This window comes from Thauera sp. WH-1 (assembly GCF_047806685.1).
GTDB lineage: Bacteria > Pseudomonadota > Gammaproteobacteria > Burkholderiales > Rhodocyclaceae > Thauera.
Map to the genome: position 1 here is coordinate 133,725 of NZ_JBLQGP010000009.1, position 22,419 is coordinate 156,143.

15 protein-coding genes are annotated in these 22,419 nt (G+C 66.1%); 10 read left to right on the forward strand and 5 right to left on the reverse strand.

Going from position 1 to position 22,419, the window contains the following annotated elements; translation table 11 throughout:
• The first annotated feature begins 143 nt into the window (after positions 1–143).
• The 3 genes from ACMV5O_RS11090 to ACMV5O_RS11100 all read left to right on the forward strand — a co-directional run bounded on the left by ACMV5O_RS11090 (position 144) and on the right by ACMV5O_RS11100 (position 3,650).
• Positions 144–452 carry a DUF485 domain-containing protein gene (locus ACMV5O_RS11090; protein ID WP_416163540.1) on the forward strand — a complete coding sequence of 103 codons (309 nt, stop codon included), beginning with the start codon at positions 144–146 and terminating at the stop codon, positions 450–452.
• A complete protein-coding gene (locus ACMV5O_RS11095) occupies positions 452–2,128 on the forward strand; it encodes a cation acetate symporter (protein WP_416163524.1) in 1,677 nt (558 codons plus the stop codon). Before ACMV5O_RS11090 ends, ACMV5O_RS11095 begins: the two co-directional genes overlap by 1 nt.
• Before the next feature lie 211 nt (positions 2,129–2,339).
• Positions 2,340–3,650, forward strand: a complete 1,311-nt coding sequence (locus ACMV5O_RS11100) for a hemolysin family protein (protein WP_416163525.1) — start codon at positions 2,340–2,342, stop codon at positions 3,648–3,650.
• Positions 3,651–3,662: 12 nt separating this feature from the next.
• On the opposite strand, the gene ACMV5O_RS11105 is transcribed toward ACMV5O_RS11100, so the two are convergent.
• Entirely contained in the window at positions 3,663–4,337 is a 675-nt protein-coding gene (locus ACMV5O_RS11105; RefSeq protein ID WP_416163526.1) for a GntR family transcriptional regulator, read from the reverse strand.
• Positions 4,338–4,696: 359 nt separating this feature from the next.
• Here ACMV5O_RS11105 and scpA point away from each other — a divergent pair, with 359 nt between their 5' ends.
• The 6 genes from scpA (at position 4,697) to ACMV5O_RS11135 (ending at position 14,272) form a co-directional block, all read left to right on the forward strand.
• Positions 4,697–6,871, forward strand: a complete 2,175-nt coding sequence (gene scpA, locus ACMV5O_RS11110; protein WP_416163527.1) for a methylmalonyl-CoA mutase — start codon at positions 4,697–4,699, stop codon at positions 6,869–6,871.
• Positions 6,871–7,854: a methylmalonyl Co-A mutase-associated GTPase MeaB gene (gene meaB, locus ACMV5O_RS11115; RefSeq protein ID WP_416163528.1), complete on the forward strand. Its 984-nt coding sequence runs from the start codon at positions 6,871–6,873 to the stop codon at positions 7,852–7,854. The genes scpA and meaB overlap by 1 nt, the downstream gene beginning before the upstream one ends.
• Positions 7,855–7,917: 63 nt before the next feature.
• Positions 7,918–9,450, forward strand: a complete 1,533-nt coding sequence (locus ACMV5O_RS11120; protein ID WP_416163529.1) for an acyl-CoA carboxylase subunit beta — start codon at positions 7,918–7,920, stop codon at positions 9,448–9,450.
• A 22-nt stretch (positions 9,451–9,472) separates the two neighbouring features.
• Positions 9,473–11,461, forward strand: a complete 1,989-nt coding sequence (gene accC / locus ACMV5O_RS11125) for an acetyl-CoA carboxylase biotin carboxylase subunit (protein ID WP_416163530.1) — start codon at positions 9,473–9,475, stop codon at positions 11,459–11,461.
• A gap of 438 nt (positions 11,462–11,899) precedes the next feature.
• Entirely contained in the window at positions 11,900–13,303 is a 1,404-nt protein-coding gene (locus ACMV5O_RS11130; RefSeq protein ID WP_416163531.1) for a KamA family radical SAM protein, read from the forward strand.
• A gap of 102 nt (positions 13,304–13,405) precedes the next feature.
• The gene (locus ACMV5O_RS11135) at positions 13,406–14,272 is read left to right on the forward strand and encodes a neutral zinc metallopeptidase (RefSeq protein WP_416163532.1); all 867 of its coding nucleotides are present in this window, start codon (positions 13,406–13,408) and stop codon (positions 14,270–14,272) included.
• A gap of 18 nt (positions 14,273–14,290) precedes the next feature.
• On the opposite strand, the gene ACMV5O_RS11140 is transcribed toward ACMV5O_RS11135, so the two are convergent.
• The 4 genes from ACMV5O_RS11140 to ACMV5O_RS11155 form a co-directional block, all read right to left on the reverse strand.
• Positions 14,291–14,767, reverse strand: coding sequence for a VOC family protein (locus ACMV5O_RS11140; protein WP_416163533.1), 477 nt, complete (start codon positions 14,765–14,767; stop codon positions 14,291–14,293).
• Positions 14,768–14,851: 84 nt separating this feature from the next.
• Positions 14,852–15,580: a response regulator transcription factor gene (locus ACMV5O_RS11145; RefSeq protein ID WP_416163534.1), complete on the reverse strand. Its 729-nt coding sequence runs from the start codon at positions 15,578–15,580 to the stop codon at positions 14,852–14,854.
• Positions 15,577–17,655: a PAS-domain containing protein gene (locus ACMV5O_RS11150; RefSeq protein ID WP_416163535.1), complete on the reverse strand. Its 2,079-nt coding sequence runs from the start codon at positions 17,653–17,655 to the stop codon at positions 15,577–15,579. Before ACMV5O_RS11150 ends, ACMV5O_RS11145 begins: the two co-directional genes overlap by 4 nt.
• A gap of 94 nt (positions 17,656–17,749) precedes the next feature.
• The gene (locus ACMV5O_RS11155) at positions 17,750–18,871 is read right to left on the reverse strand and encodes an AraC family transcriptional regulator (protein WP_416163536.1); all 1,122 of its coding nucleotides are present in this window, start codon (positions 18,869–18,871) and stop codon (positions 17,750–17,752) included.
• Positions 18,872–19,015: 144 nt separating this feature from the next.
• Here ACMV5O_RS11155 and icmF point away from each other — a divergent pair, with 144 nt between their 5' ends.
• On the forward strand, positions 19,016–22,282 hold the full coding sequence (icmF, locus tag ACMV5O_RS11160) for a fused isobutyryl-CoA mutase/GTPase IcmF (protein WP_416163537.1): 3,267 nt from the start codon (positions 19,016–19,018) through the stop codon (positions 22,280–22,282).
• The last annotated feature ends 137 nt before the right edge of the window (positions 22,283–22,419 follow it).

Below are 22,419 nucleotides of genomic sequence, written 5' to 3' on the forward strand. Positions count from 1 at the left end.
ACGGGGTGGTATGGACTCTTATGGATGATATATCATCCGCGCTGCCGATACCCCGCGTCAGACGGAGCGCTCGGCCAGAGGAGGGTGGAGGGCAATGCGGTTTTACGTTGCTTATCCATGAGGAGGGAGAAGTGTCTGTCTCAATGTATGCGCACATCCGGCGCAACCCACGCTTCCAGGAGCTGGTGGCCAAGCGGACCCGCTTTGCGGGCATCCTCGCGGCGATCGTCCTGATCATGTTCTACGGCTTCGTGCTGCTCGTCGCCTTCGCGCCCGGGCTCATCGGCAGCCGCCTGATTGAGGGCAGCAACCTCACCTTCGGCATTGCGGCCGGCTTGTTCCAGTTCATCTTCTTCTGGGTCTTGACCTTCGTTTATGTGCGGCGCGCCAACGGCGAGTTCGACGACATCAACAAGGAAATCGTCCAGGCCGCCTGGAAGGAGGAGAAATGATGGACGCCAAGCTCCTTTCGCGCCTCGGCGCCGGCCTGCTGGTCATGTCTCTGCCCGCGCTCGCGCTGGCCAAGGGCGACATGGGCCAGATGGAGAAGCAGCCGCTCAACCTCCACGCCATCGGCATGTTCTTCGTGTTCGTGCTGCTGACCCTGGGCATCACCTACTGGGCAGCGAGCCGCACCAAGTCGACCGCCGATTTCTACACCGCCGGCGGCGGCATCACCGGCTTCCAGAACGGTCTGGCGATTGCCGGTGACTACATGTCGGCAGCCACGCTGCTCGGCCTCACCGCGATGATGTACATGCAGGGCGTCGATGCCTACATCTACATGATCGCCTTCTTCGTCGGCTGGCCGATCATCCTGTTCCTGATGGCCGAGCGCCTGCGCAACCTGGGTAAGTTCACCTTCGCCGACATCACCGCCTACCGCCTCAACCAGGGCAAGGTGCGCACGATGGCGGCAGTCAGCTCGCTGACCGTGGTGTGCTTCTACCTGGTCGCGCAGATGGTCGGTGCCGGTCAGCTCATCAAGCTGCTGTTCGGCCTCGACTACACCGTCGCGCTGTTCGTTGTCGGCGCGCTGATGATGATCTATGTCACCTTCGGCGGCATGGTCGCCACCACCTGGGTGCAGATCATCAAGGCCTGCATGCTGCTGATCGGCGGCACCACCGTGGGTCTGCTGGCCTTCAGCCAGTTCGGCTTCAGCTTCGACGAGCTGACCAACCGCGCGATGGAAGTGCATCGTCTGGGTGTGAACCTGCTTGCGCCGGGCAGCCTGCTGGCCGATCCGGTGACCGCCATCTCGCTCGGCCTCGGCCTGATGTTCGGTACCGCCGGCCTGCCGCACATCCTGATGCGCTTCTTCACCGTGACCGACGCCAAGGAAGCGCGCAAGTCGGTGCTGTACGCGTCGGGCATCGTTGCCTACTTCTTCAACGTCATCGCCATCATGGGTCTGTGCGCGATCTTGATCGTCGGCACCAACCCGGCGTTCTTCGAGGGCGGCCAGATCGGCGGCAAGGTGGTCGGCGGCGGCAACATGATCGCCATGCACCTGGCGCAGGCGGTCGGCGGCAACCTGCTGCTCGGCTTCCTGTCGGCGGTGGCCTTCGCGACCATCCTCGCGGTGGTGGCCGGCCTGGCGCTGGCCGGTGCGTCGGCGATCTCGCACGACATCTATTCGCGCGTGATCATGAAGGGCAAGGCCAACGAGGCCACCGAGCTGCGGGTGTCGAAGTTCGCCACCATCGGGCTGGGCATCGTCGCCATCCTGCTCGGCATCGCCTTCGAGAACATGAACATCGCGTTCATGGTGGCGCTGGCCTTCGGCGTCGCCGCCTCGGCCAACTTCCCGGTGCTGATCCTGTCGATGTACTGGCAGGGCCTCACTACCCGGGGCGCGCTGTGGGGCGGCTACTCCGGTCTGATCAGCGCGGTGCTGTTCGTCGTGCTGTCGAAGTCGGTGTGGGTCGATGTGCTGCATTTCGAGTCGGCCATCTTCCCCTACACCCAGCCGGCGCTGTTCTCGATGCCGATCGCCTTCTTCATGACCTGGCTGTTCTCCACGCTGGACCGCAGCCAGGCTGCGAAGGACGAGAAGGAAGCGTTCGAGGACCAGTACGTGCGTGCGCAGACCGGTGTCGGCGCGGCCACCGCGTCTGCCCACTGATCGTCGTCTGACGCGCGAGGGCCGCGGACGCAGGTCCTGACGGCGCTGCCCCGAAACCCCGCTGCGGCCCGGTGCCGCGCGGGGTTTCGCCTTTATGGCGCCGGCCCTGTGAGGCGCCGCGGCGCAGGGCGTGTCATGGCGAAGTGATAGACTCGGCGCCGTATCCCCTGTGGTTTTGCCTTCCGGCGGGGCCTTTCCCAAAGGAGTGATCGTGCTGGTCAACGAGTTGTTCATCATTTTCGTGCTGATCGCGGCGAGTGCGTTCTTCTCGATGTCCGAGATCTCGCTCGCCGCGTCGCGCAAGATCAAGCTGCGCTTGATGGCCGAAGGCGGTCACGCCAATGCCCAGCGCGTGCTCGCGCTGCAGGACAGTCCGGGCAACTTCTTCACCGTGGTGCAGATTGGCCTCAATGCGGTCGCCATCCTCGGTGGCATCGTCGGCGAACAGGCCTTGTCGCCCTATGTCGCGGCCTTCCTGAGACCGCTATACGACGGGCCGAGCCTGGGCACGGTGAGCTTCGTGCTGTCCTTCAGCTTCGTCACCGCGCTGTTCGTGCTGTTCGCCGACCTGATGCCCAAGCGCCTCGCGCTGGTGCAGCCCGAGCGCGTGGCGGTGGCGCTGGTGCAGCCGATGCAGGTGTGCACCTGGATCCTGGCGCCGGTGGTGTGGGTATTCAACGGCCTGGCCGACCGCATCTTCCGCGTGCTGAAGATTCCCAGCGTGCGCACCGAGGACATCACGCCCGCCGACATCGTCGCCATGGCTGATGCCGGCGCCCAGGCGGGTGCGTTGCTGCGCCAGGAGCAGCACCTGATCAGCAATGTGTTCGAGCTCGACTCGCGCATCGTGCCCTCGGCCATGACCTCGCGCGAGAGCATCGTCTTCCTCACGCTCAGCGAGTCGGAAGAGAGCATCCGGCGCAAGATCGCGGAGCATCCGCATGGCAAGTTCCCGGTGTGCGAGGACGGTATCGACAGCGTGATCGGCTATGTGGACGCGAAGGACATCCTGCCGCGCATCCTGCATGGCAAGGATTTGTCGCTGCGCACCCAGCCGATCGTGCGCAAGGTGCTGATGCTGCCGGACACGCTGACCCTGTTCGAGGCGCTCGAACGCTTTCGCGACGCGAAGGAAGACTTCGCCCTGGTGCTCAACGAGTACGCGCTGGTCGTCGGCCTGCTGTCGCTGCAGGACGTCATGAGCACGGTGATGGGCGACCTGGTGAGCCCCTTCCAGGAGGAACTCATCGTGCGTCGCGACGACAACTCCTGGCTGATCGACGGCGTCACGCCGATCGAGGACGTCATGCAGGCGCTCGACATCGATGTGTTCGAGGGTTTCCAGAACTACGAGACGGTCGCCGGCTTCCTGATGTACCGGTTGCGCAAGGTGCCCAAGCGCACCGATTTCGTGGTGTATGCCGGCTACAAGTTCGAGGTGGTCGACATCGACAACCACCGCATCGATCAGGTGCTGGTCACGCGCGAGGGCGGCATGGTCGTCGTCGCTGCTCAGGAGTGAGGGCGGGCAGCCTCAGGCGCTTGTTTCCAGCTTTGCGTCGGCGATGCGGGCGAGGGCGGCGCGGCCGCTGAGGATGTGGTGGCGCATCAGGCGTTCTGCGCCTTCGCCGTCGCGCGCGAGCAAGGCTTGCAGGATGTCCCGGTGCTCGGCCAGCGATTGCTCCAGTCGGCCTTCGGAGAACAGCGAGTGGTGACGCGAAAGCTTGATCACCTTGCGCAGATCCTCGATCACGTGCAGCAGCCAGCGGTTGTCAGCGATTTCCTGCAGGCTGCGGTGGAAGGCCTGGTTGGCCTCGAAGAAGCCGTCGATGTCGTTGGCCGCCGCCGCCTTCTCCAGGTCGGCGTGAATGGCGCGCAGCCGGGTGAGGTCGGCATCGGTGGCGCGTGTGGTCGAGGCGCGTGCGCATTCGCCCTCGAGCATCGACATGACGCTGAAGACCTCGTCCAGGTCGCGCTCGGAAATCTCGGTCACGTAGCAGCCGCGGCGAGGCTTGAGCGTCACCAAGCCCTCGGAGGCGAGCACTTTCAGCGCCTCGCGTAGCGGCGTGCGCGAAATCCCGTACTGCTCGGCCAGCGCCTGCTCGTCCACCCAGGTGCCAGGGGGCAGTTCATGCGAGAAGATGCGCTGGCGCAGGCGCTCGGCCACTTCCTGGTAGAGCGCCATCGGCGCGATTCGGGACGCGTTCATGTGGTGTCGTGTGATGGTTCCGGCGCGAGAGGCGGGCAGGGCAGGCGCAGAAGGAAACGATGCGCGCGCCCATTGCGTTCATAATTATGGATAAAGTATTATTACCTCTGTTGAACAAGTCAACTTCCAGTGTGCGACGTGGCATGGGAGGCGCCGGGCATGCACCCGGTGCAGCAGAGGGGGCACGTCGCCCGTTGGAGCGTCGACGGCCGCTCGTGGCATGCCATGAGCGGCCTCGTTGGCGCATGGGGTCCAGTGCCCGCACGCGCTGGCTTGTTCCTGTCCTGGTCCCATCAGGTTGGCCCGGATTCACTCATCGACCCGCGGCTCCGTGAGCTGCCGAAGCAAAGAGGTTTTTCATGTCGCAGACCAACGACGCCAACGAGCCCATCTATCCGCAGCCCGACCTCGAGGCCTGGAACAAGGCCGCCGCCAAGCATTCCCCGGGCGGCGACATCAGCAAGCTCAACTGGATTACGCCCGAGGGGCTGGTCGTCAAGCCGCTGTACACCAAGGCCGACACCGCCGACCTCAGGCATGCCGACACGCTGCCGGGCTTCGAGCCCTTCCTGCGCGGCCCGCAGCCCACGATGTACGCGGTCAAGCCGTGGACCATCCGTCAGTACGCGGGGTTCTCCACCGCCGAGGCCTCCAACGCCTTCTACCGCAAGGCGCTCGCCGCCGGCGGCCAGGGTGTGTCGGTCGCCTTCGACCTTGCGACCCACCGTGGCTATGACTCCGACCACCCGCGGGTGACGGGTGACGTCGGCAAGGCCGGCGTGGCGATCGACTCGGTCGAGGACATGAAGATTCTCTTCGACGGCATCCCGCTCGACAAGGTGTCGGTGTCAATGACCATGAACGGCGCCGTGCTGCCGATCCTCGCCGGCTACATCGTCGCCGCCGAAGAGCAGGGTGTCAGCCAGGACAAGCTCTCGGGCACGATCCAGAACGACATCCTCAAAGAATTCATGGTGCGGAACACCTACATCTATCCGCCCACGCCGTCGATGAAGATCATTGCCGACATCTTCGGCTACACCGCGCAGCACATGCCGAAGTTCAACAGCATCTCGATCTCCGGCTATCACATCCAGGAAGCGGGCGCCAACCAGGCCATCGAGCTCGCCTTCACGCTTGCCGATGGCCTCGAGTACGTCCGCACCGGCATCAATTCCGGCATGGACGTCGACACCTTCGCCGGCCGCCTGTCCTTCTTCTGGGCGGTGGGCATGAACTTCTACCTCGAGATCGCCAAGATGCGCGCCGCGCGTCTGCTGTGGTGGCGGCTGATGAAGCAGTTCAACCCCAAGAGCCAGAAGTCGATGATGCTGCGCACGCACTCGCAGACCTCGGGCTGGTCGCTCACCGAGCAGGACCCCTACAACAACGTCGTCCGCACCACCATCGAGGCCATGGCCGCGGTGTTCGGCGGCACCCAGTCGTTGCACACCAACGCGCTCGACGAGGCGATCGCGCTGCCCACCGAGTTCTCCGCCCGCATCGCGCGCAACACCCAGATCATCATCCAGGAAGAGACCCACATCTGTAACGTCGTCGACCCCTGGGCCGGCTCCTACATGATGGAAAAGCTGACCCAGGACATGGCCGACAAGGCCTGGGCGCTGATCGAAGAGATCGAGTCCATGGGCGGCATGACCAAGGCGGTCGAGTCGGGCTGGGCCAAGATGAAGGTGGAGGAGTGCGCCGCCGACAAGCAGGCGCGCATCGATTCGGGCAAGGACGTCATCGTCGGCGTGAACAAGTACAAGCTCGCCAAGGAAGACCCGATCGACATCCTCGATATCGACAACCACGCCGTGCGCGAAGCCCAGATCGCCCGTCTCAAGCAGGTCCGTGCCACCCGTGACGCGGCAGCAGTGCAGGCTGCGCTGGATGCGCTGACGAAGTGCGCCGAGACTGGCGAAGGCAACCTGCTCGATCTGTCGGTCAAGGCCATCCGCCTGCGTGCCACGGTCGGCGAGGTGTCGGATGCGCTGGAGAAGGTCTTCGGCCGTTACCGCGCCAACCCGCAAGCCGTATCCGGCGTCTATGGAGCCGTTGTGGAAGAACAGGAAGACTGGAAGGCCCTCAAGGCCGACATCGAAGCCTTCGTCGCCGAAGAAGGCCGCCGTCCGCGCATCATGATCGCCAAGCTCGGCCAGGACGGCCACGACCGTGGCGCCAAGGTCGTCGCCTCGGCCTTCGCCGACCTCGGCTTCGACATCGACATCGGCCCGCTCTTCCAGACGCCGGAAGAGGCCGCGCGCCACGCGGTGGAGAACGACGTGCACGCGGTGGGCTGCTCCAGCCTCGCCGCCGGCCACAAGACGCTGGTGCCGCAGATCGTGAATGAGCTCAAGCGCCTCGGCGCCGACGACATCATCACCTTCGTCGGCGGCGTGATCCCGGCGCAGGACTACGACGCGCTCTACGCCGCGGGGGCCAAGGGCATCTTCGGGCCCGGCACGCCGATTCCGGCCGCGGCGCGCGAAGTGCTCAAGCAGATCCGCGCGGCTCGCGCCAAGGCCTGATGACGGCGCTCGACATCGCCGACCGCGCGCTGGTCGAGGGCGTGCTCGGCCGTCAGCTGCGTCCGCTGGCGAAGACGATCACGCTCATCGAGTCCCTGCGCGAGGATCACAAGGAGCGTGCCCGCCACGTGCTGGAAGCCCTGCTGCCGCACACCGGCGGGGCCATGCGGGTGGGCATCTCCGGCGTGCCGGGGGTGGGCAAGTCCACCTTCATCGAAGCGCTCGGCCTCTACCTCATCGAGCAGGGGCTGAGGGTGGCGGTGCTGGCGGTCGACCCGTCGTCTTCGGTCACCGGCGGTTCCATCCTCGGCGACAAGACGCGCATGGAGCTGCTGAGCCAGAACACCGCCGCCTTCATCCGCCCCAGCCCCTCGGCCTGCAGCCTGGGCGGGGTGGCGGAGAAGACGCGCGAGACCCTGCTGGTGTGCGAGGCCGCCGGCTTCGACGTGGTCATCGTCGAGACGGTGGGGGTGGGGCAGAGCGAGACCGCGGTCGCCGGCATGACCGACATCTTCTGCCTGCTGCAACTGCCCAATGCCGGCGATGACCTGCAGGCGATCAAGAAGGGGATCATGGAGATCGCCGACCTGATCGTCATCAACAAGGCCGACATCGACCCGGCAGCGGCGATGCGGGCGAAGTCGCAGATCAAGACCGCGCTGCACATGCTGCGCCCGGCCAGCCCCAACTGGACGGTGCCGGTACTGACGCTGTCGGCACTGAAGAAGGACGGCATCGCCGAATTCTGGAGGGCGGTGACCGACTACCGCCAGGCGCTCACCGCGTCCGGCGAGCTCGACGCCAAGCGGCGCCACCAGGCCCTGGCCTGGATGTGGGAAATGATCGACTCGGGGCTGCGCAGCCGCTTTCGCAGCCATCCCCGGGTCAAGGACGAACTGCCGGCGCTGTCGCGGGCGGTGGAGGAGGGCAGCACCACCCCCTCCGTCGCCGCGCTGCGGCTGCTCGGCCATCTGCAAGCCTGACAAACAAGGGGCCGTCGTAGCGGCCGGCCCGACGCAATACAGAGATCCGACAGGAGGTCATCAATGCACGACATCATCCGCCAGCTAGAGGAAAAGCGCGAAAAGGCCCGCCTCGGCGGTGGCCAGAAGCGCATCGACGCTCAGCACGCCAAGGGCAAGCTGAGCGCCCGCGAACGCATCCTGCTGCTGCTCGACGACGACAGCTTCGAAGAGTGGGACATGTTCAAGGAGCACCGCTGCAACGACTTCGGCATGGACGCCGATCATATCCCGGGCGACGGCGTCGTCACCGGCTACGGCACCGTGAACGGTCGTCTGGTGTTCGTGTTCTCGCAGGACTTCACCGTGTTCGGCGGCTCGCTGTCCGAGACCCACGCCGAGAAGATCTGCAAGGTCATGGACCATGCGATGAAGGTCGGCGCGCCGGTCATCGGCCTCAACGATTCGGGCGGCGCCCGCATCCAGGAAGGCGTCGATTCGCTCGGCGGTTACGCCGACGTGTTCCAGCGCAACGTGCTGGCCTCGGGCGTGGTGCCGCAGATCTCGCTGATCATGGGGCCGTGCGCCGGCGGTGCGGTGTATTCGCCGTCGATGACCGACTTCATCTTCATGGTCAAGGACTCGTCCTACATGTTCGTGACCGGTCCCGAAGTCGTGAAGACGGTGACGCACGAGGAAGTCACCGCCGAGGAGCTCGGCGGAGCGGTGACCCACACGACGAAGTCGGGCGTGGCCGACCTCGCCTTCGAGAACGACGTCGAAGCGCTGATGATGACCCGCCGCCTGGTGGGCTACATTCCCGGCAGCAACCGCGACAAGCCGCCGGTCGTGCCCTGCGTCGACCCGGCGGACCGCCTCGACCACTCGCTCGATACCCTGGTGCCGAGCAACCCCAACCAGCCGTATGACATGAAGGAGCTGATCGTCAAGATGGTCGACGACGGCGACTTCTTCGAGCTGCAGCCCGACTACGCCAAGAACATCATCATCGGCTTCGCGCGCATGGAAGGCTCGCCGGTGGGCATCGTCGCCAACCAGCCGCTGGTGCTGGCCGGCTGCCTCGACATCAAGAGCTCGATCAAGGCCGCGCGCTTCGTGCGCTTCTGCGACGCCTTCAACATCCCGGTGGTCACCCTGGTCGACGTCCCCGGCTTCATGCCCGGCACCGCGCAGGAGTATGGTGGCATCATCAAGCACGGCGCCAAGCTGCTCTACGCCTACGCCGAGTGCACCGTGCCCAAGGTCACCCTCATCACCCGCAAGGCCTACGGCGGCGCCTACGACGTGATGTCGTCCAAGCACCTACGCGGCGACGTGAACTTCGCCTGGCCGAGCGCCGAGATCGCGGTCATGGGCCCCAAGGGTGCGGTCGAGATCATCTTCCGCGAAGAAAAGAACGACCCCGAGAAGATCGCCGAGCGCGAAGCCATGTACAAGCAGCGCTTCGCCAACCCCTTCGTGGCCGGCGCGCGCGGCTTCATCGACGACGTGATCATGCCGCACGAGACCCGCAAGCGGATCTGCCGCTCGCTGTCGATGCTCAAGGACAAGCAGCTCGAGAACCCGTGGCGCAAGCACGGCAACATCCCGCTCTGATCCGCGCACGAGGAATACATACATGTTCAAAAAGATCCTGATCGCAAACCGCGGGGAAATTGCCTGCCGCGTCATCAAGACCGCCCGCAAGATGGGCATCGCCACCGTCGCCGTGCACTCCGAGGCGGACAAGGACGCGCTCTTCGTCGATATGGCCGACGAAGCCGTGTGCATCGGCCCGGCGCCGTCCAAAGAGTCCTACCTGGTGATGGACAAGATCATTGCCGCCTGCAAGCAGACCGGCGCCGAGGCGGTCCACCCGGGCTACGGCTTCCTGTCGGAGAACGCCGAGTTCTCGCGCCGTCTGGAAGAAGAGGGCATCAAGTTCATCGGCCCGAAGCACTACTCGGTCGCCAAGATGGGCGACAAGATCGAGTCCAAGAAGCTCGCGATCGAAGCCGGCGTCAACACCATTCCCGGCTACAACGACGCCATCTCCGGCCCCGACGAGGCGGTCGAGATCGCCAGGAAGATCGGCTATCCGGTCATGATCAAGGCCTCCGCCGGCGGTGGCGGCAAGGGCTTACGCGTCGCCTTCAACGACAAGGAGGCGCATGAAGGCTTTGCCTCCTGCGTCAACGAGGCGCGCAACGCCTTCGGCGACGACCGCGTGTTCATCGAGAAGTACGTCCTGGAGCCGCGCCACATCGAGATCCAGGTGCTCGGCGACTCGCACGGCAACTACGTCTACCTGAACGAGCGCGACTGCTCCATCCAGCGCCGCCACCAGAAGGTCATCGAGGAGGCGCCCAGCCCCTTCGTCGACCCCGCGATGCGCAAGGCCATGGGCGAGCAGGCGGTGGCCCTGGCGCGTGCGGTGAACTACGAATCGGCCGGCACGGTCGAGTTCGTGGTCTCCGGCGCGACCAAGGAGTTCTACTTCCTCGAGATGAACACCCGCCTGCAGGTCGAGCACCCGGTGACCGAGCTCATCACCGGGCTGGACCTCGTCGAGCAGATGATTCGCGTGGCCTACGGCGAAAAGCTGCCGCTCAGCCAGGCCGACGTGAAGATCGACGGCTGGTCGATGGAATGCCGTATCAACGCCGAAGACCCGTTCCGTGGCTTCCTGCCCTCCACCGGCCGCCTGGTGAAGTTCCAGGCGCCGGCCGAAGGCAATGGCGTGCGCGTCGACACCGGCGTGTATGAAGGCGGCGAGATCTCGATGTTCTACGACTCGATGATCGCCAAGCTCATCGTGCACGGCAAGGACCGCCAGGACGCCATCGAGCGCATGCGCGACGCCCTCAACGCCTTCGTGATCCGCGGCATCAGCTCGAACATCCCCTTCCAGGCCGCGCTGTTGCAGCACCCGCGCTTCTGCTCGGGCCACTTTAACACCGGCTTCATCGCCGAGGAGTACCCGCAGGGCTTCGACGCCTCGATGGTGCCGCACGACGACCCGGCGCTGCTCGCCGCGGTGGCCACCTTCGCCCGTAGCCGCTACATCGAGCGCGCGGTGCAGATCGAGGGCCAGCTTGCCGGGCACGGCCGCAAGGTGGCCTCCGACTGGGTGGTGGTGATGGGCGGCAAACAGTACGCGGTGCACACCCAGCCCATCCCGGGCGGTCTCGCCGTCACCCATGAGGGCCGCAGCTACAACATCGTGTCCGACTGGAAGTTCGGCGACCTGCTGTTTACCGGCACCGTCAATGGCGCGCCGATCTGCCTGCAGATCGAGCGTCGGGGCCTGCGCTACCGCATCTCGCACTTCGGCCTGCAGGTCGAGCCGATGGTGATGACGGTGCGCGCCGCCCACCTGCTGTCGCTGATGCCCGAGAAGCTGCCGCCCGACCTGTCGAAGTTCCTGCTGTCGCCGATGCCGGGCCTGCTGCGCGAGGTGGCTGTGGCCGAGGGCCAGGAGGTCAAGGCCGGCGAGAAGCTGGCGATCATCGAGGCGATGAAGATGGAGAACGTGCTCAAGGCCGAGCAGGACGGCAAGGTCAAGAAGATCGTCGCCAGGCCGGGCGTCAGCCTGTCGGTGGACGAAGTCATCATCGAGTTCGAGTGATCATCAACCGCTATCCGTTTTGATCGATGGGGAGGGAGACCCGGGCCATGTGCCCGGGTGCCTGTCGGCGGGGGCCTGCGCAAGCAGGCCCTTTTTTTGTGCACTGCGCGCCGGAACTTTCCCGCGCTTCGTTCAGTCGTATTTGCGCAAAACAACTTGGTGACATATGATGCGCCTCGCCGAGCTGCAAAGCGGGCCGCGAACGCGGCCCCGCACCCATCGCCCCGCAGCCGGCGGGCGCGCCTCAAAGGCCGCATGAACCCGGCCTTCGCGCGCCGGGCGATGAAACTGCCAGTCGTCGCGTCCCGCGGCCTGGCCTACGAGCTTACCCCTGCTGATTGCCACACCTGATGCACGCACATCCGGGGCAGGGCTGTGGGCGGCGCACACGTCGTCGCCCGCCATACATAAAGCAGTCGCACACAAGGAGGACGTTCCATGAGCGCACAAGTGCATGCCCTCAAGCCCCTGAGCCCGCGCCCAGCGGAGGCCCATTCCGGCGCCGAGCTATTCGATCCGGTGCCCTTCAAGGTCTACACGCAGCGCGACCTCGAACGCATCCCGCAGCTCGCGAAGCTCTCGGTCGAGCAGCGCTTCGAGATGAAGGTGGTGTCGTCGGTGCTGCCCTTCCGCGTCAACCAGTACGTGATCGATGAGCTCATCGACTGGGACAAGGTGCCCGAAGACCCGCTGTTCCAGCTCACTTTTCCGCAGCGCGGCATGCTTGCCCCCGAGCACTACGAGCGCATCGCCGAGCTGCTGCGCCGCGACGCACCGAAGGACGAGCTCGAGCGCGCCATCGACGCGGTGCGTCACGCCCTCAATCCGCATCCGGCCGACCAGATGCAGATGAACATGCCGCTCGATGACGAAGGTCATCGCCTCGACGGCATGCAGCACAAGTACCGCGAAACTGTACTGTTCTTCCCCAGTCAGGGCCAGACCTGCCATAGCTACTGCACCTTCTGCTTCCGTTGGGCGCAGTTCGTCGGCGACAAGGAATTGCGCATCGCCTCGTCCGAGGCCTCGGCGCTGCACAGCTACCTGCGCCAGCACACCGAAGTCACCGATCTGCTGGTGACCGGCGGCGACCCGATGGTGATGAAGACCCGCCATCTGCGCGACTACCTCGAGCCCTTGCTGCAGCCCGAGTTCGATCACATCCAGACCATCCGCATCGGCTCCAAGGCGCTCACCTTCTGGCCGCACCGCTTCCTCGGTGCCGAGGACGCCGACGACCTGATGCGCCTGCTCAGCCAACTCGTCGAGTCGGGCAAGCACGTTGCCCTGATGGCGCATTACAACCACTGGAAGGAGCTCGACACCGAGGCCGCCCAGGCGGCGATCCGCCGCGTGCGCGCGACCGGCGCCGTCATCCGCGCCCAGGGTCCGCTCATCGCTCACATCAACGACGACCCGGCGGTGTGGGCCAAGCTGTGGAAGATGGAGGTCAAGCTCGGCCTGGTGCCCTACTACATGTTCGTCGAGCGCGATACTGGCGCGCGCAACTACTTCGAGGTGCCTTTGGTGCGCGCGTGGGAGATCTACCAGCAGGCGATCCAGCAGGTTTCCGGCCTCGCCCGCACCGCGCGCGGCCCGAGCATGAGCGCCAGCCCCGGCAAGGTGGAGATCCAGGGCATCACCGAGATCGCGGGCGAGAAGGTCTTCGTGCTGCGCTTCATCCAGGGGCGGAACCCCGATTGGGTGCAGCGCCCCTTCTTCGCCAAGTACGACGACAAGGCCACCTGGCTCGATCAGCTCGTCCCGGCGTTCGGTGAGCAGAAGTGGTTCTGGCAGGATGACTACGAAGCCATCCGCCGGGAGCGTCTCGCGGCAGCCTGAACAGCCCGCCGCACTCAAGAAAAAGAGCCCGCGCAAGCGGGCTCTTTTTCTTGAGTGCGGCTGCTAAGATTGGATCATCGATCGGCGCAGGGAGGCGGTCCCATGGATTTTCGCAACGGCAGGCAAAGCCGGAACGTCGAGGACCGGCGCGGGCAGAGCGGGCCGCGGCTGGGCGGACGTGGCGGACGGATCGGGATCGGTACGGTCGTGCTGGTGCTGGTGGCGATGTATTTCGGCATCGACCCGAGCGTGGTGCTCAACAGCGGCGTGATGGCGCCGCCGGCGATCGAATCCCGCGCGCCGGGCGGGCCACGTCCTGCGGCCGAGGATGAGGCGGCGCGCTTCGTGTCCATGGTCCTGGCCGATACCGAGGACACCTGGGGGCCGATCTTCCGTGCCGGGGGCGCGCGCTACCAGGAGCCGCAACTGGTGCTCTTCACCGGTGCCACGCGCAGCGCCTGCGGTGTGGGCCAGGCGCAGATGGGACCCTTCTACTGTCCCGCCGACGGCAAGGTCTTCCTCGATCTGTCCTTCTTCGACGAGCTTCACCACCGCTTTGGCGCGCCGGGTGACTTTGCCCAGGCCTATGTGATTGCGCACGAGGTCGGCCACCATGTGCAGAATTTGCTCGGCATTTCGGACAAGGTGCAGCAAGCACGCCAGCGCGTGTCCGAGCGCGAGGCCAACCAGCTCTCGGTGCGCCTCGAACTGCAGGCCGATTGCCTTGCCGGCGTGTGGGCCCATCACGCCCAGCGCAGCCGCCAGGTGCTCGAAGCGGGCGATGTCGAGGAAGGGCTTGCGGCCGCGAGTGCGATCGGTGACGACCGCATCCAGAAGCAGGCGCAGGGCTACGCGGTGCCCGACGGCTTCACGCATGGCAGCGCCGCGCAGCGCGTGCGCTGGTTCCGCATCGGCTTGCAGCAGGGCGAACTCGGCGCCTGCGACACCTTCTCGGCGTCCGCCCTGTAGGCACAGGGCGATCGCGCCTCAGCCGACCAGGCGGGCGAAGGCATCGACCACTTCGGCCGGCGCCTGAACCAGTTCGATCAGCACGCCTTCGCCCCCAATGGGGAAGTCCTCGTTGCCCTTCGGGTGCAGGAAGGTGATGTCGAAGCCCGCCGCACCGCGGCGAATGCCGCCCGGGGCGAAGCGCACGCCATTGGCGCTGAGCCACTCGACCGCCTTTGGCAGGTCGTCCACCCACAGGCCGACGTGGTTTAGCGGTGTGGTGTGCACCGCCGGCTTCTTTTCCGGGTCGAGCGGCTGCATGAGGTCCACCTCGACCTTGAACGGGCCGGCGCCCATGGCGCAGATGTCCTCGTCGACGTTCTCGCGCTCGGACACGAAGTTGCCGGTGACCTCCAGGCCGAGCATGTCGACCCACAGGGTCTTGAGCTTGTCCTTGCTCGGACCGCCGATGGCGATCTGCTGGATGCCGAGGATCTTGAAGGGGCGCTGCGACATGGCGGTTCTCCGCGTTAGTGGATTAATAATCCATAATTATAGCGACAGATGCAGTGCGCGGGGTGAGCCCGCGGTGGCGCGTGCTCATTCCCAGCTCACCTGGGCGGCGAACAGGTAGCCGGCGCCGTACACGGTCTTGATCAGTCGTGGGCTCTGCGGGTCGTCGTCGAGCTTGCGCCGCAGCCGCGAGATGCGCACGTCGATGCTGCGGTCGAAGGGGTCGACGTCGCGTTCGCCCAGCAATTGCTCGCGCGACAGGATCTTGTTCGGGCGCCGCAGCAAGGTGCCGAGCAGGCTGGCTTCGGCCGCGGAAAGGCCGATCTCGCGCCCGTCCGCGGCGGTCAGCGCGTGCCGGCTGGCGTCGAAGGTCCAGCCGGCAAAGCGTGCCAGGTTCCGCTCGGCGCTCGCCTCGGGGGCGGCGGAGCGCTGGTAGCGGCGCAGGATGGAGCGCACGCGGGCGACGAGTTCGCGCGGCTCGAAGGGCTTCACGATGTAGTCGTCGGCGCCGAGTTCCAGCCCGAGCACGCGGTCGGTGACGTCGTTGCGTCCGGTGAGGATGAGCACCGCGCAGGGGCTGCCGTCCTGCAGCTCGCGCACGACCTGCATGCCGTCCATGTCGGGCAGGCCGAGGTCGATGATGCACAGGTCGGGGGCGGCCTGGCGGGCGCGCGTCAGGAACTGGCGCCCGGTGCTCAGGTGTTCGCAGCGGAAGCCGTACTCGGCCAGGCTCATGCAGATCAGACGGGCGATCTCGGGGTCGTCCTCAAGGACGAAGATCGCGGGCGGGGTGGCCTCGGCGGGCGTCGTTGTCATCGTGGGCCGGTCTCCGGTTTAGGTGGGGCGAGCAGGTTTGCCAGACAGGCCTGCAGCGTCGCCTGGTCGAAGGGTTTGCGCAGCGTGGGCACGTCGGCCGCGGCGGTGCCGGTGGCGGCGCTTTCGCTGGCGTAGCCGGTGACGAGCAGGATCGGCAGCGTGGGGCGCCGCAGGCGGGCGGCATCGGCGAGCTCGCGCCCGCCGATGCCGCCGGGCATCACCGTGTCGCTGACGAGGAGGGCGATGTCGTCCACGTTCTCCAGCAATTGCAGGGCCTCCACGCCGTTGCTGGCCTCGATCACCGGGTAGCCGCAGGCGGTGAGCTGCATGCGGACCACCTTGCGCACCTCCGGCTCGTCCTCGACCAGCAGCACCGGGCCGTCCAGCACCGGCTGCGGCTGTGCGGCCGCGGCAGCGGCTTGCGCCATGGCTTGCGGGGCGTTCGTCGTCGGCAGCACGAAGCGCACGTGGGTGCCTTCGCCCGGCGTGCTGCGGATGCGGATGTTGCCACCGGACTGGCGCACGAAGCCATACACCATCGACAGGCCCAGACCGCTGCCGCTGCCGAAAGGCTTCGTGGTGAAGAAGGGCTCGAAGACGCGCTGCAGCAGGGCGGCATCGATGCCTTTGCCGGTGTCGCTGACGTCGATCTGCACATAGTTGCCGGGGGCGAGTTCGCCGACGGCGGCGACCTTGGCTTCCAGACTGCGCGCCTTGACGGTGATGGTCAGCTCGCCGCCCTCGGGCATGGCGTCGCGGGCATTGATGGCGAGATTGAGGATGGCGTTCTCGAGCTGGTGCGGGTCGACCAGCGCGTACAGCGGATTGCTGGGCAGGCGCAGGCGCACGCGAATGGTTTCGCCCAGCGTGCGCACCAGCAGGTGGGTCATGTTGTGTACCAGGGCGCTGACCTCGACGGCCGTCGGCTCGAGCGACTGGCGACGGGAGAAGGTGAGCAGGCGGCGGATGAGTTCGGCGCCGCGACGGGCGGCCTGCAGCGAAGGGGTGACGAACTCGGCGCTCGAGCCGCCGCCGATGCGGCTCTGCAGCGTCGACAGGTTGCCGATGATGATGGTGAGCAGGTTGTTGAAGTCGTGGGCGAGACCACCGGTGAGCTGGCCGACCGCCTCCATCTTCTGCGCCTGGATCAGGGCGGCCTGGCTGGCCTTCTGCTCGGTGATGTCGATCGACATGACGAAGAAACCCACCGTGCGACCGGCGCTGTCCGTCTCGGGTACGACGACGCTGCGTGCATGCACGGTGCGCCCATCGGCGAGGTGGCGGGCGTACTCGTAGCTGACGCGCTCGCCGGCGCGCGCGCGCTCGAGATGCGGCAGGATCTGGGCGTAGCTGTCCGGGCCGAACACGTCGAGGATGCTGCGTCCGACGATCTCGTCCTTGGCGAAGCCGAACCAGTCGGCGTAACCCTTGTTGGCGAAGCGGTAGATGTCGTCGCTGCCGACGTAGGCGACCAGCGCGGGGATGGAGTCGATGATGAGCTGCAGGCGGTTCTCACTGCGGCGCAGGGCGGCGGCGATATCGTCGATCTCGATGTTGGCCTGCCCGAGCCGGGCGTTGGCCGCCTCGAGCTCGGCGGTGCGCTCGCGCACGCGCTCCTCGAGCTGGGCGTTCTGCTGCTCGATGACCGCCTCATAGCGCCGCTGCTCGGTGACGTCGGTCCATAGCGAGACGAAACCGAGGTTGGGGATGGGGACGCCGCGGATGGCGAGCAGGCGGCCGTTGGGGCGCGCACGTTCGGCGTAGTGGGGCTGGAAGCTGCGCGCCGCGGCGACGCGCTCGCGCACCAGGGTGTCGATGTCGCCGGGTCCGTATTCGCCGCGCTCGGCGTTGAAGCGGGCGAAATCCTCGAACGGGGTGCCGACCCGCATCATCGACTCCGGGAAGTCGAGCAGGCGCACCATGGCCTTGTTCCAGGTGACCAGCTTGGGCGTGGTGTCGAACACCGCGATGGCCTGATCGAGCAGGTCCAGCCCGGCCAGCAGCAGGTCGTGCCGACGCCGCAGTTCGGGCGTGAGCGTGGGGAGTTCCGGCGTTGGGCTCGCGGGTGTCGTCATCGTCTTGGGGCGGCCAGTCGGCATGTGCGTGGCGGGATATGGTGATGTTTGCACAAAGTGCGTGCAGGCGCCGTGTGCATTGTCCTGCGCGCACTCAAGTCATGCCGGTCGCGGCCGGCGTATCCCCGCCGGTGAGGCGGCGGCGGAAGTGTTCGGGTGAGACGCCGGTCCACGCCACGAAGGCACGATAGAAGGTCGAGGTGTCGGCATAGCCCAGCTCGGCGGCGATGCGGGTGATCGGCTGGCGCGTCTTGGCGAGGCGGGACAGGGCGATGTCGCGCCGCATGGCGTCCTTGATGATGCGAAAGCCGGAGCCTTCTTCCTCGAGCCGGCGATGCAGCGAGCGCGAGGACAGGTGCAGGCTGCGTGCGACCTCGTCGACCGTGAGGTTGCGTGGCAGGGCGTCGCGCAGCAGGTCGCGCACCCGAAACACCATCTCGCGGTCGCGGCGGTAGAGCATCGAGATCTTGCCCGGGGCGCCGTCGAGGAAGGCCGCGAGCGCGGCTTCGTCACGCCGGATCGGCAGATCGAGCAGGTTGGCCTGGAAGCGGGCAACGAGGGGGCTGCGCGTATCGCCTTCGGCCTGCGCGTCGGTCTCCGCTGCGAAGCGCGAATGCTCGGTGTAGACGAGGGCATAGTCGTCCGCGTGCGGCGGGCGGCGGTAGGGGAAGTCCACCGCGTCGAGCGCGAGGCCGCGGCCGACGAACCAGCTGGCGACGCCGTGCAGCAGGCGCAGCAGCCACTCGAAGGCAAACACGCGCGCGGGATCGTCGCGCCCGTGGCCGAGCGGCAGGCGCTCGGTGATGCGCAGTTCGGCGCGGTCGGCGGCGCTGCTGACGGCGACCTCCAGGTCGGGCAGCACGATGCGCATGAAGCGCCCGGCACGGCCGAGCGCCTCGGCCAGGGTGGGGGCGCCGAGCATGCCGCGGCACAGGAATTCGAAGCAACCCGGCGGCATGCTGCGGCTGAACAGTCCGAAACCCTCGTCGTCCAGTTCGGCGATGACCCGGTTGTAGAGCGCCGCGTAGCGGTGCAAGGGAATGCGGCTGGCGGTGTCTGCAAGGTCGATGCCGGTGGCGGCGAGCAGTGGCGCCGGGTTGCGCCCCTGGCGGTGCATGCCCGACAGCATGCCGGTGACGAAACCCATGGCGACCGATGCGCGATTGCGCGTGTCGCGGCGGTTTTCGGTGCTGTTGGCAGGCTCGCGGGTTGGCATGGCGTGGGGACGGGTGGGCAGGCAAAGAGGAAGTGGGTGATTGGCGGATTTTGCATGATTGAAGTCCGTCGGAGCAATGGCAATGCAGTCGCGTGGCTTCTACCATTCAGATATTGAAATTCATCATCCCAGGGGGAGACCGACATGACCGATCTGAGCGTTGCGCACAAGCTTTCGCCCTACAAGCCGAAGAACAAGGTGCGCTTCGTCACCGCCGCCGCGCTGTTCGACGGCCACGATGCCTCGATCAACATCATGCGCCGCATCCTGCAGTCGACCGGCTCCGAGGTCATCCACCTCGGCCACAACCGTTCGGTGGGCGAGATCGTCAATGCCGCACTACAGGAAGACGTGCAGGGCATCGCCATCACCAGCTACCAGGGCGGGCACGTCGAGTTCTTCAAGTACATGATCGATCTGCTCAAGGCCAACGGCGGCGAGCACATCAAGGTCTTCGGCGGTGGTGGCGGCGTGATCGTGCCGGCCGAGATCAAGGAACTGCACGAGTACGGCGTCACCCACATCTTCTCGCCCGAGGACGGCGCCAAGATGGGCCTGCAGGGCATGATCAACAGCGTGGTCGAGCGCTGCGACGTCGATGTCACAAAGTCCGCGCCGCAGAAGGCCGACGCGGTGCTGAAGGCGCTCGCCGCCGGTGATCGCCGTGCGCTGGCGAAGATCATCACCGCGCTCGAGAACGGCGGCTACGGCGACGAGGTCAAGAAGGCGCTGCTCGAGGCCGCGGCCAAGACCAAGGTGCCGACCTTGGGCATCACCGGCACCGGCGGCGCGGGCAAGTCCTCGCTGACCGACGAGCTGGTGCGCCGCTTCCGCCTCGATCAGGACGACAAGCTCAAGCTCGCCATCGTGTCGATCGACCCCTCGCGCAAGCGCACCGGCGGCGCGCTGCTCGGCGACCGCATCCGCATGAACGCGATCGAGCACGACAACATCTACATGCGCTCGCTCGCCACCCGCGACACCGGTTCGGAAGTGTCGGCCGCGCTGCCCGAAGTCATCGCCGCGTGCAAGCTGGCGGGCTTCGATCTCGTCATCGTCGAGACCTCGGGCATTGGCCAGGGCAACGCCGCGATCGTGCCCTACGTCGACCTGTCGCTGTACGTGATGACCCCCGAGTTCGGCGCCGCCAGCCAGCTCGAGAAGATCGACATGCTCGACTTCGCCGACTTCGTCGCCATCAACAAGTTCGACCGCAAGGGCGCACAGGACGCGCTGCGCGACGTCGCCAAGCAGTACCAGCGCAACCGCGAGTTGTTCAGCCAGCGTCCCGAAGAGATGCCGGTGTTCGGCACCATGGCCGCGCGCTTCAACGACGACGGTGTCACTGCGCTGTACCAGGCCGTGCTGCCGGCGCTGGTGGGCAAGGGCCTCAAGGTCGCCAAGAGCAAGCTGCCGGTGGTGAGCGTGAAGGCCTCGTCCGAAGGCCGCGCCATCGTCCCCGCCGACCGCACCCGCTACCTGGCCGAGATTGCCGACACCGTCCGCGGCTACCACAAGCACGTCGAGCAGCAGGCGCGTGTGGCGCGCGAGCGCCAGTCGCTGAAGATTGCCAAGGGTCTGTTCGAGCAGTGCGGCAAGGACGCCGGCTCGTTCGACGAGCTGATCAACTGGAAGGACGGCGAGCTCACCCCGCAGGCCAGGAAGCTGCTCGAGCAGTGGCCGACCGAGAAGGCGCTCTACGCCGCCGACGAGTACGTGGTGAAGATCCGCGACAAGGAGATCCGCACCCAGCTCACGCACACCTCGCTGGCCGGCAGCAAGATCCGCAAGGTGGCGCTGCCCAACTTCGAGGACGAGGGCGAGACCCTCAAGTTCCTGATGAAGGAGAACGTTCCCGGCTCCTTCCCCTACACCGCCGGCGTGTTCGCGTTCAAGCGCGAGGGCGAGGACCCCACTCGCATGTTCGCCGGCGAGGGCGATGCGTTCCGCACCAACCGCCGCTTCAAGAAGGTGTCCGAGGGCATGCCGGCGCACCGCCTGTCGACCGCCTTCGACTCGGTGACCCTGTACGGCTGCGACCCCGACCTGCGCCCCGACATCTACGGCAAGATCGGCAACTCCGGCGTGTCGATCGCCACGCTCGACGACATGAAGGTGCTGTACGACGGCTTCGACCTGTGCGCGCCGACCACCTCGGTGTCGATGACGATCAACGGCCCGGCGCCGATCATCCTCGCCTTCTTCTTCAACACCGCGCTCGACCAGCAGATCGCCAAGTTCAAGGCCGACAACGGCCGCGACCCGACCGAGGACGAGTACGCCAAGATCAAGGCGTGGACGCTGTCGACCGTGCGCGGCACGGTGCAGGCCGACATCCTGAAGGAAGACCAGGGCCAGAACACCTGCATCTTCAGCACCGAGTTCGCGCTCAAGATGATGGGCGACATCCAGGAGTACTTCGTCCATAACAAGGTGCAGAACTTCTACTCGGTGTCGATCTCCGGCTACCACATCGCCGAGGCCGGCGCGAACCCGATCAGCCAGCTCGCCTTCACGCTGTCCAACGGCTTCACCTACGTCGAGTCGTACCTCGCGCGCGGCATGCACATCGACGACTTCGCGCCCAACCTCTCCTTCTTCTTCAGCAACGGCATGGACCCCGAGTACTCGGTGATCGGCCGCGTCGCCCGCCGCATCTGGGCGGTGGCGATGAAGAACAAGTACGGCGCCAACGAGCGCAGCCAGAAGCTGAAGTACCACGTGCAGACCTCGGGCCGCTCGCTGCACGCGCAGGAAATGGACTTCAACGATATTCGTACGACCCTGCAGGCGCTGATCGCGATCTACGACAACTGCAACAGCCTGCACACCAACGCTTTTGATGAGGCGATCACCACGCCGACCGAAGAATCCGTGCGCCGTGCGATGGCGATCCAGCTCATCATCAACCGCGAGTGGGGCCTGGCCAAGAACGAGAACCCGAACCAGGGCGCCTTCATCATCGAGGAGCTCACCGACCTCGTCGAAGAGGCCGTGCTCAAGGAGTTCGAGGCCATCGCCAGCCGCGGCGGCGTGCTCGGCGCGATGGAGACGGGCTACCAGCGCGGCAAGATCCAGGAGGAGTCGCTCTACTACGAGCACAAGAAGCACGACGGCTCCTACCCGATCATCGGCGTAAACACCTTCCTTAACCCGAAGGGTCAGGCCCAGCAGGAGATCGAGCTGGCGCGTTCGACCGAGGAAGAAAAGCAGGGCCAGTTGAAGCGGCTGGCCGACTTCCACGCCCGCAACAAGGCCGAGGCGCCGAAGTGGCAGGCGAAGCTGCAGCAGGCCGTGATCGACAACACCAACGTGTTCGAGGTGCTGGTCGATGCGGTTCGCTACTGCTCGCTCGGCCAGATCACCGACGCGCTGTACAAGGTCGGTGGCCAGTACCGTCGCAGCATGTAAGCACGATCCGCTTTCCCCCCACTCTCCCACTTGGGATGCGGCGCTTCGGCGCCGTTTTTTTTGTGCGCCCAGCATGGGCGCACTCCTGCGGGTGCAAGTCCCGCCGTAAGTTGATCACAGCGAACGAAGTGAAGCGC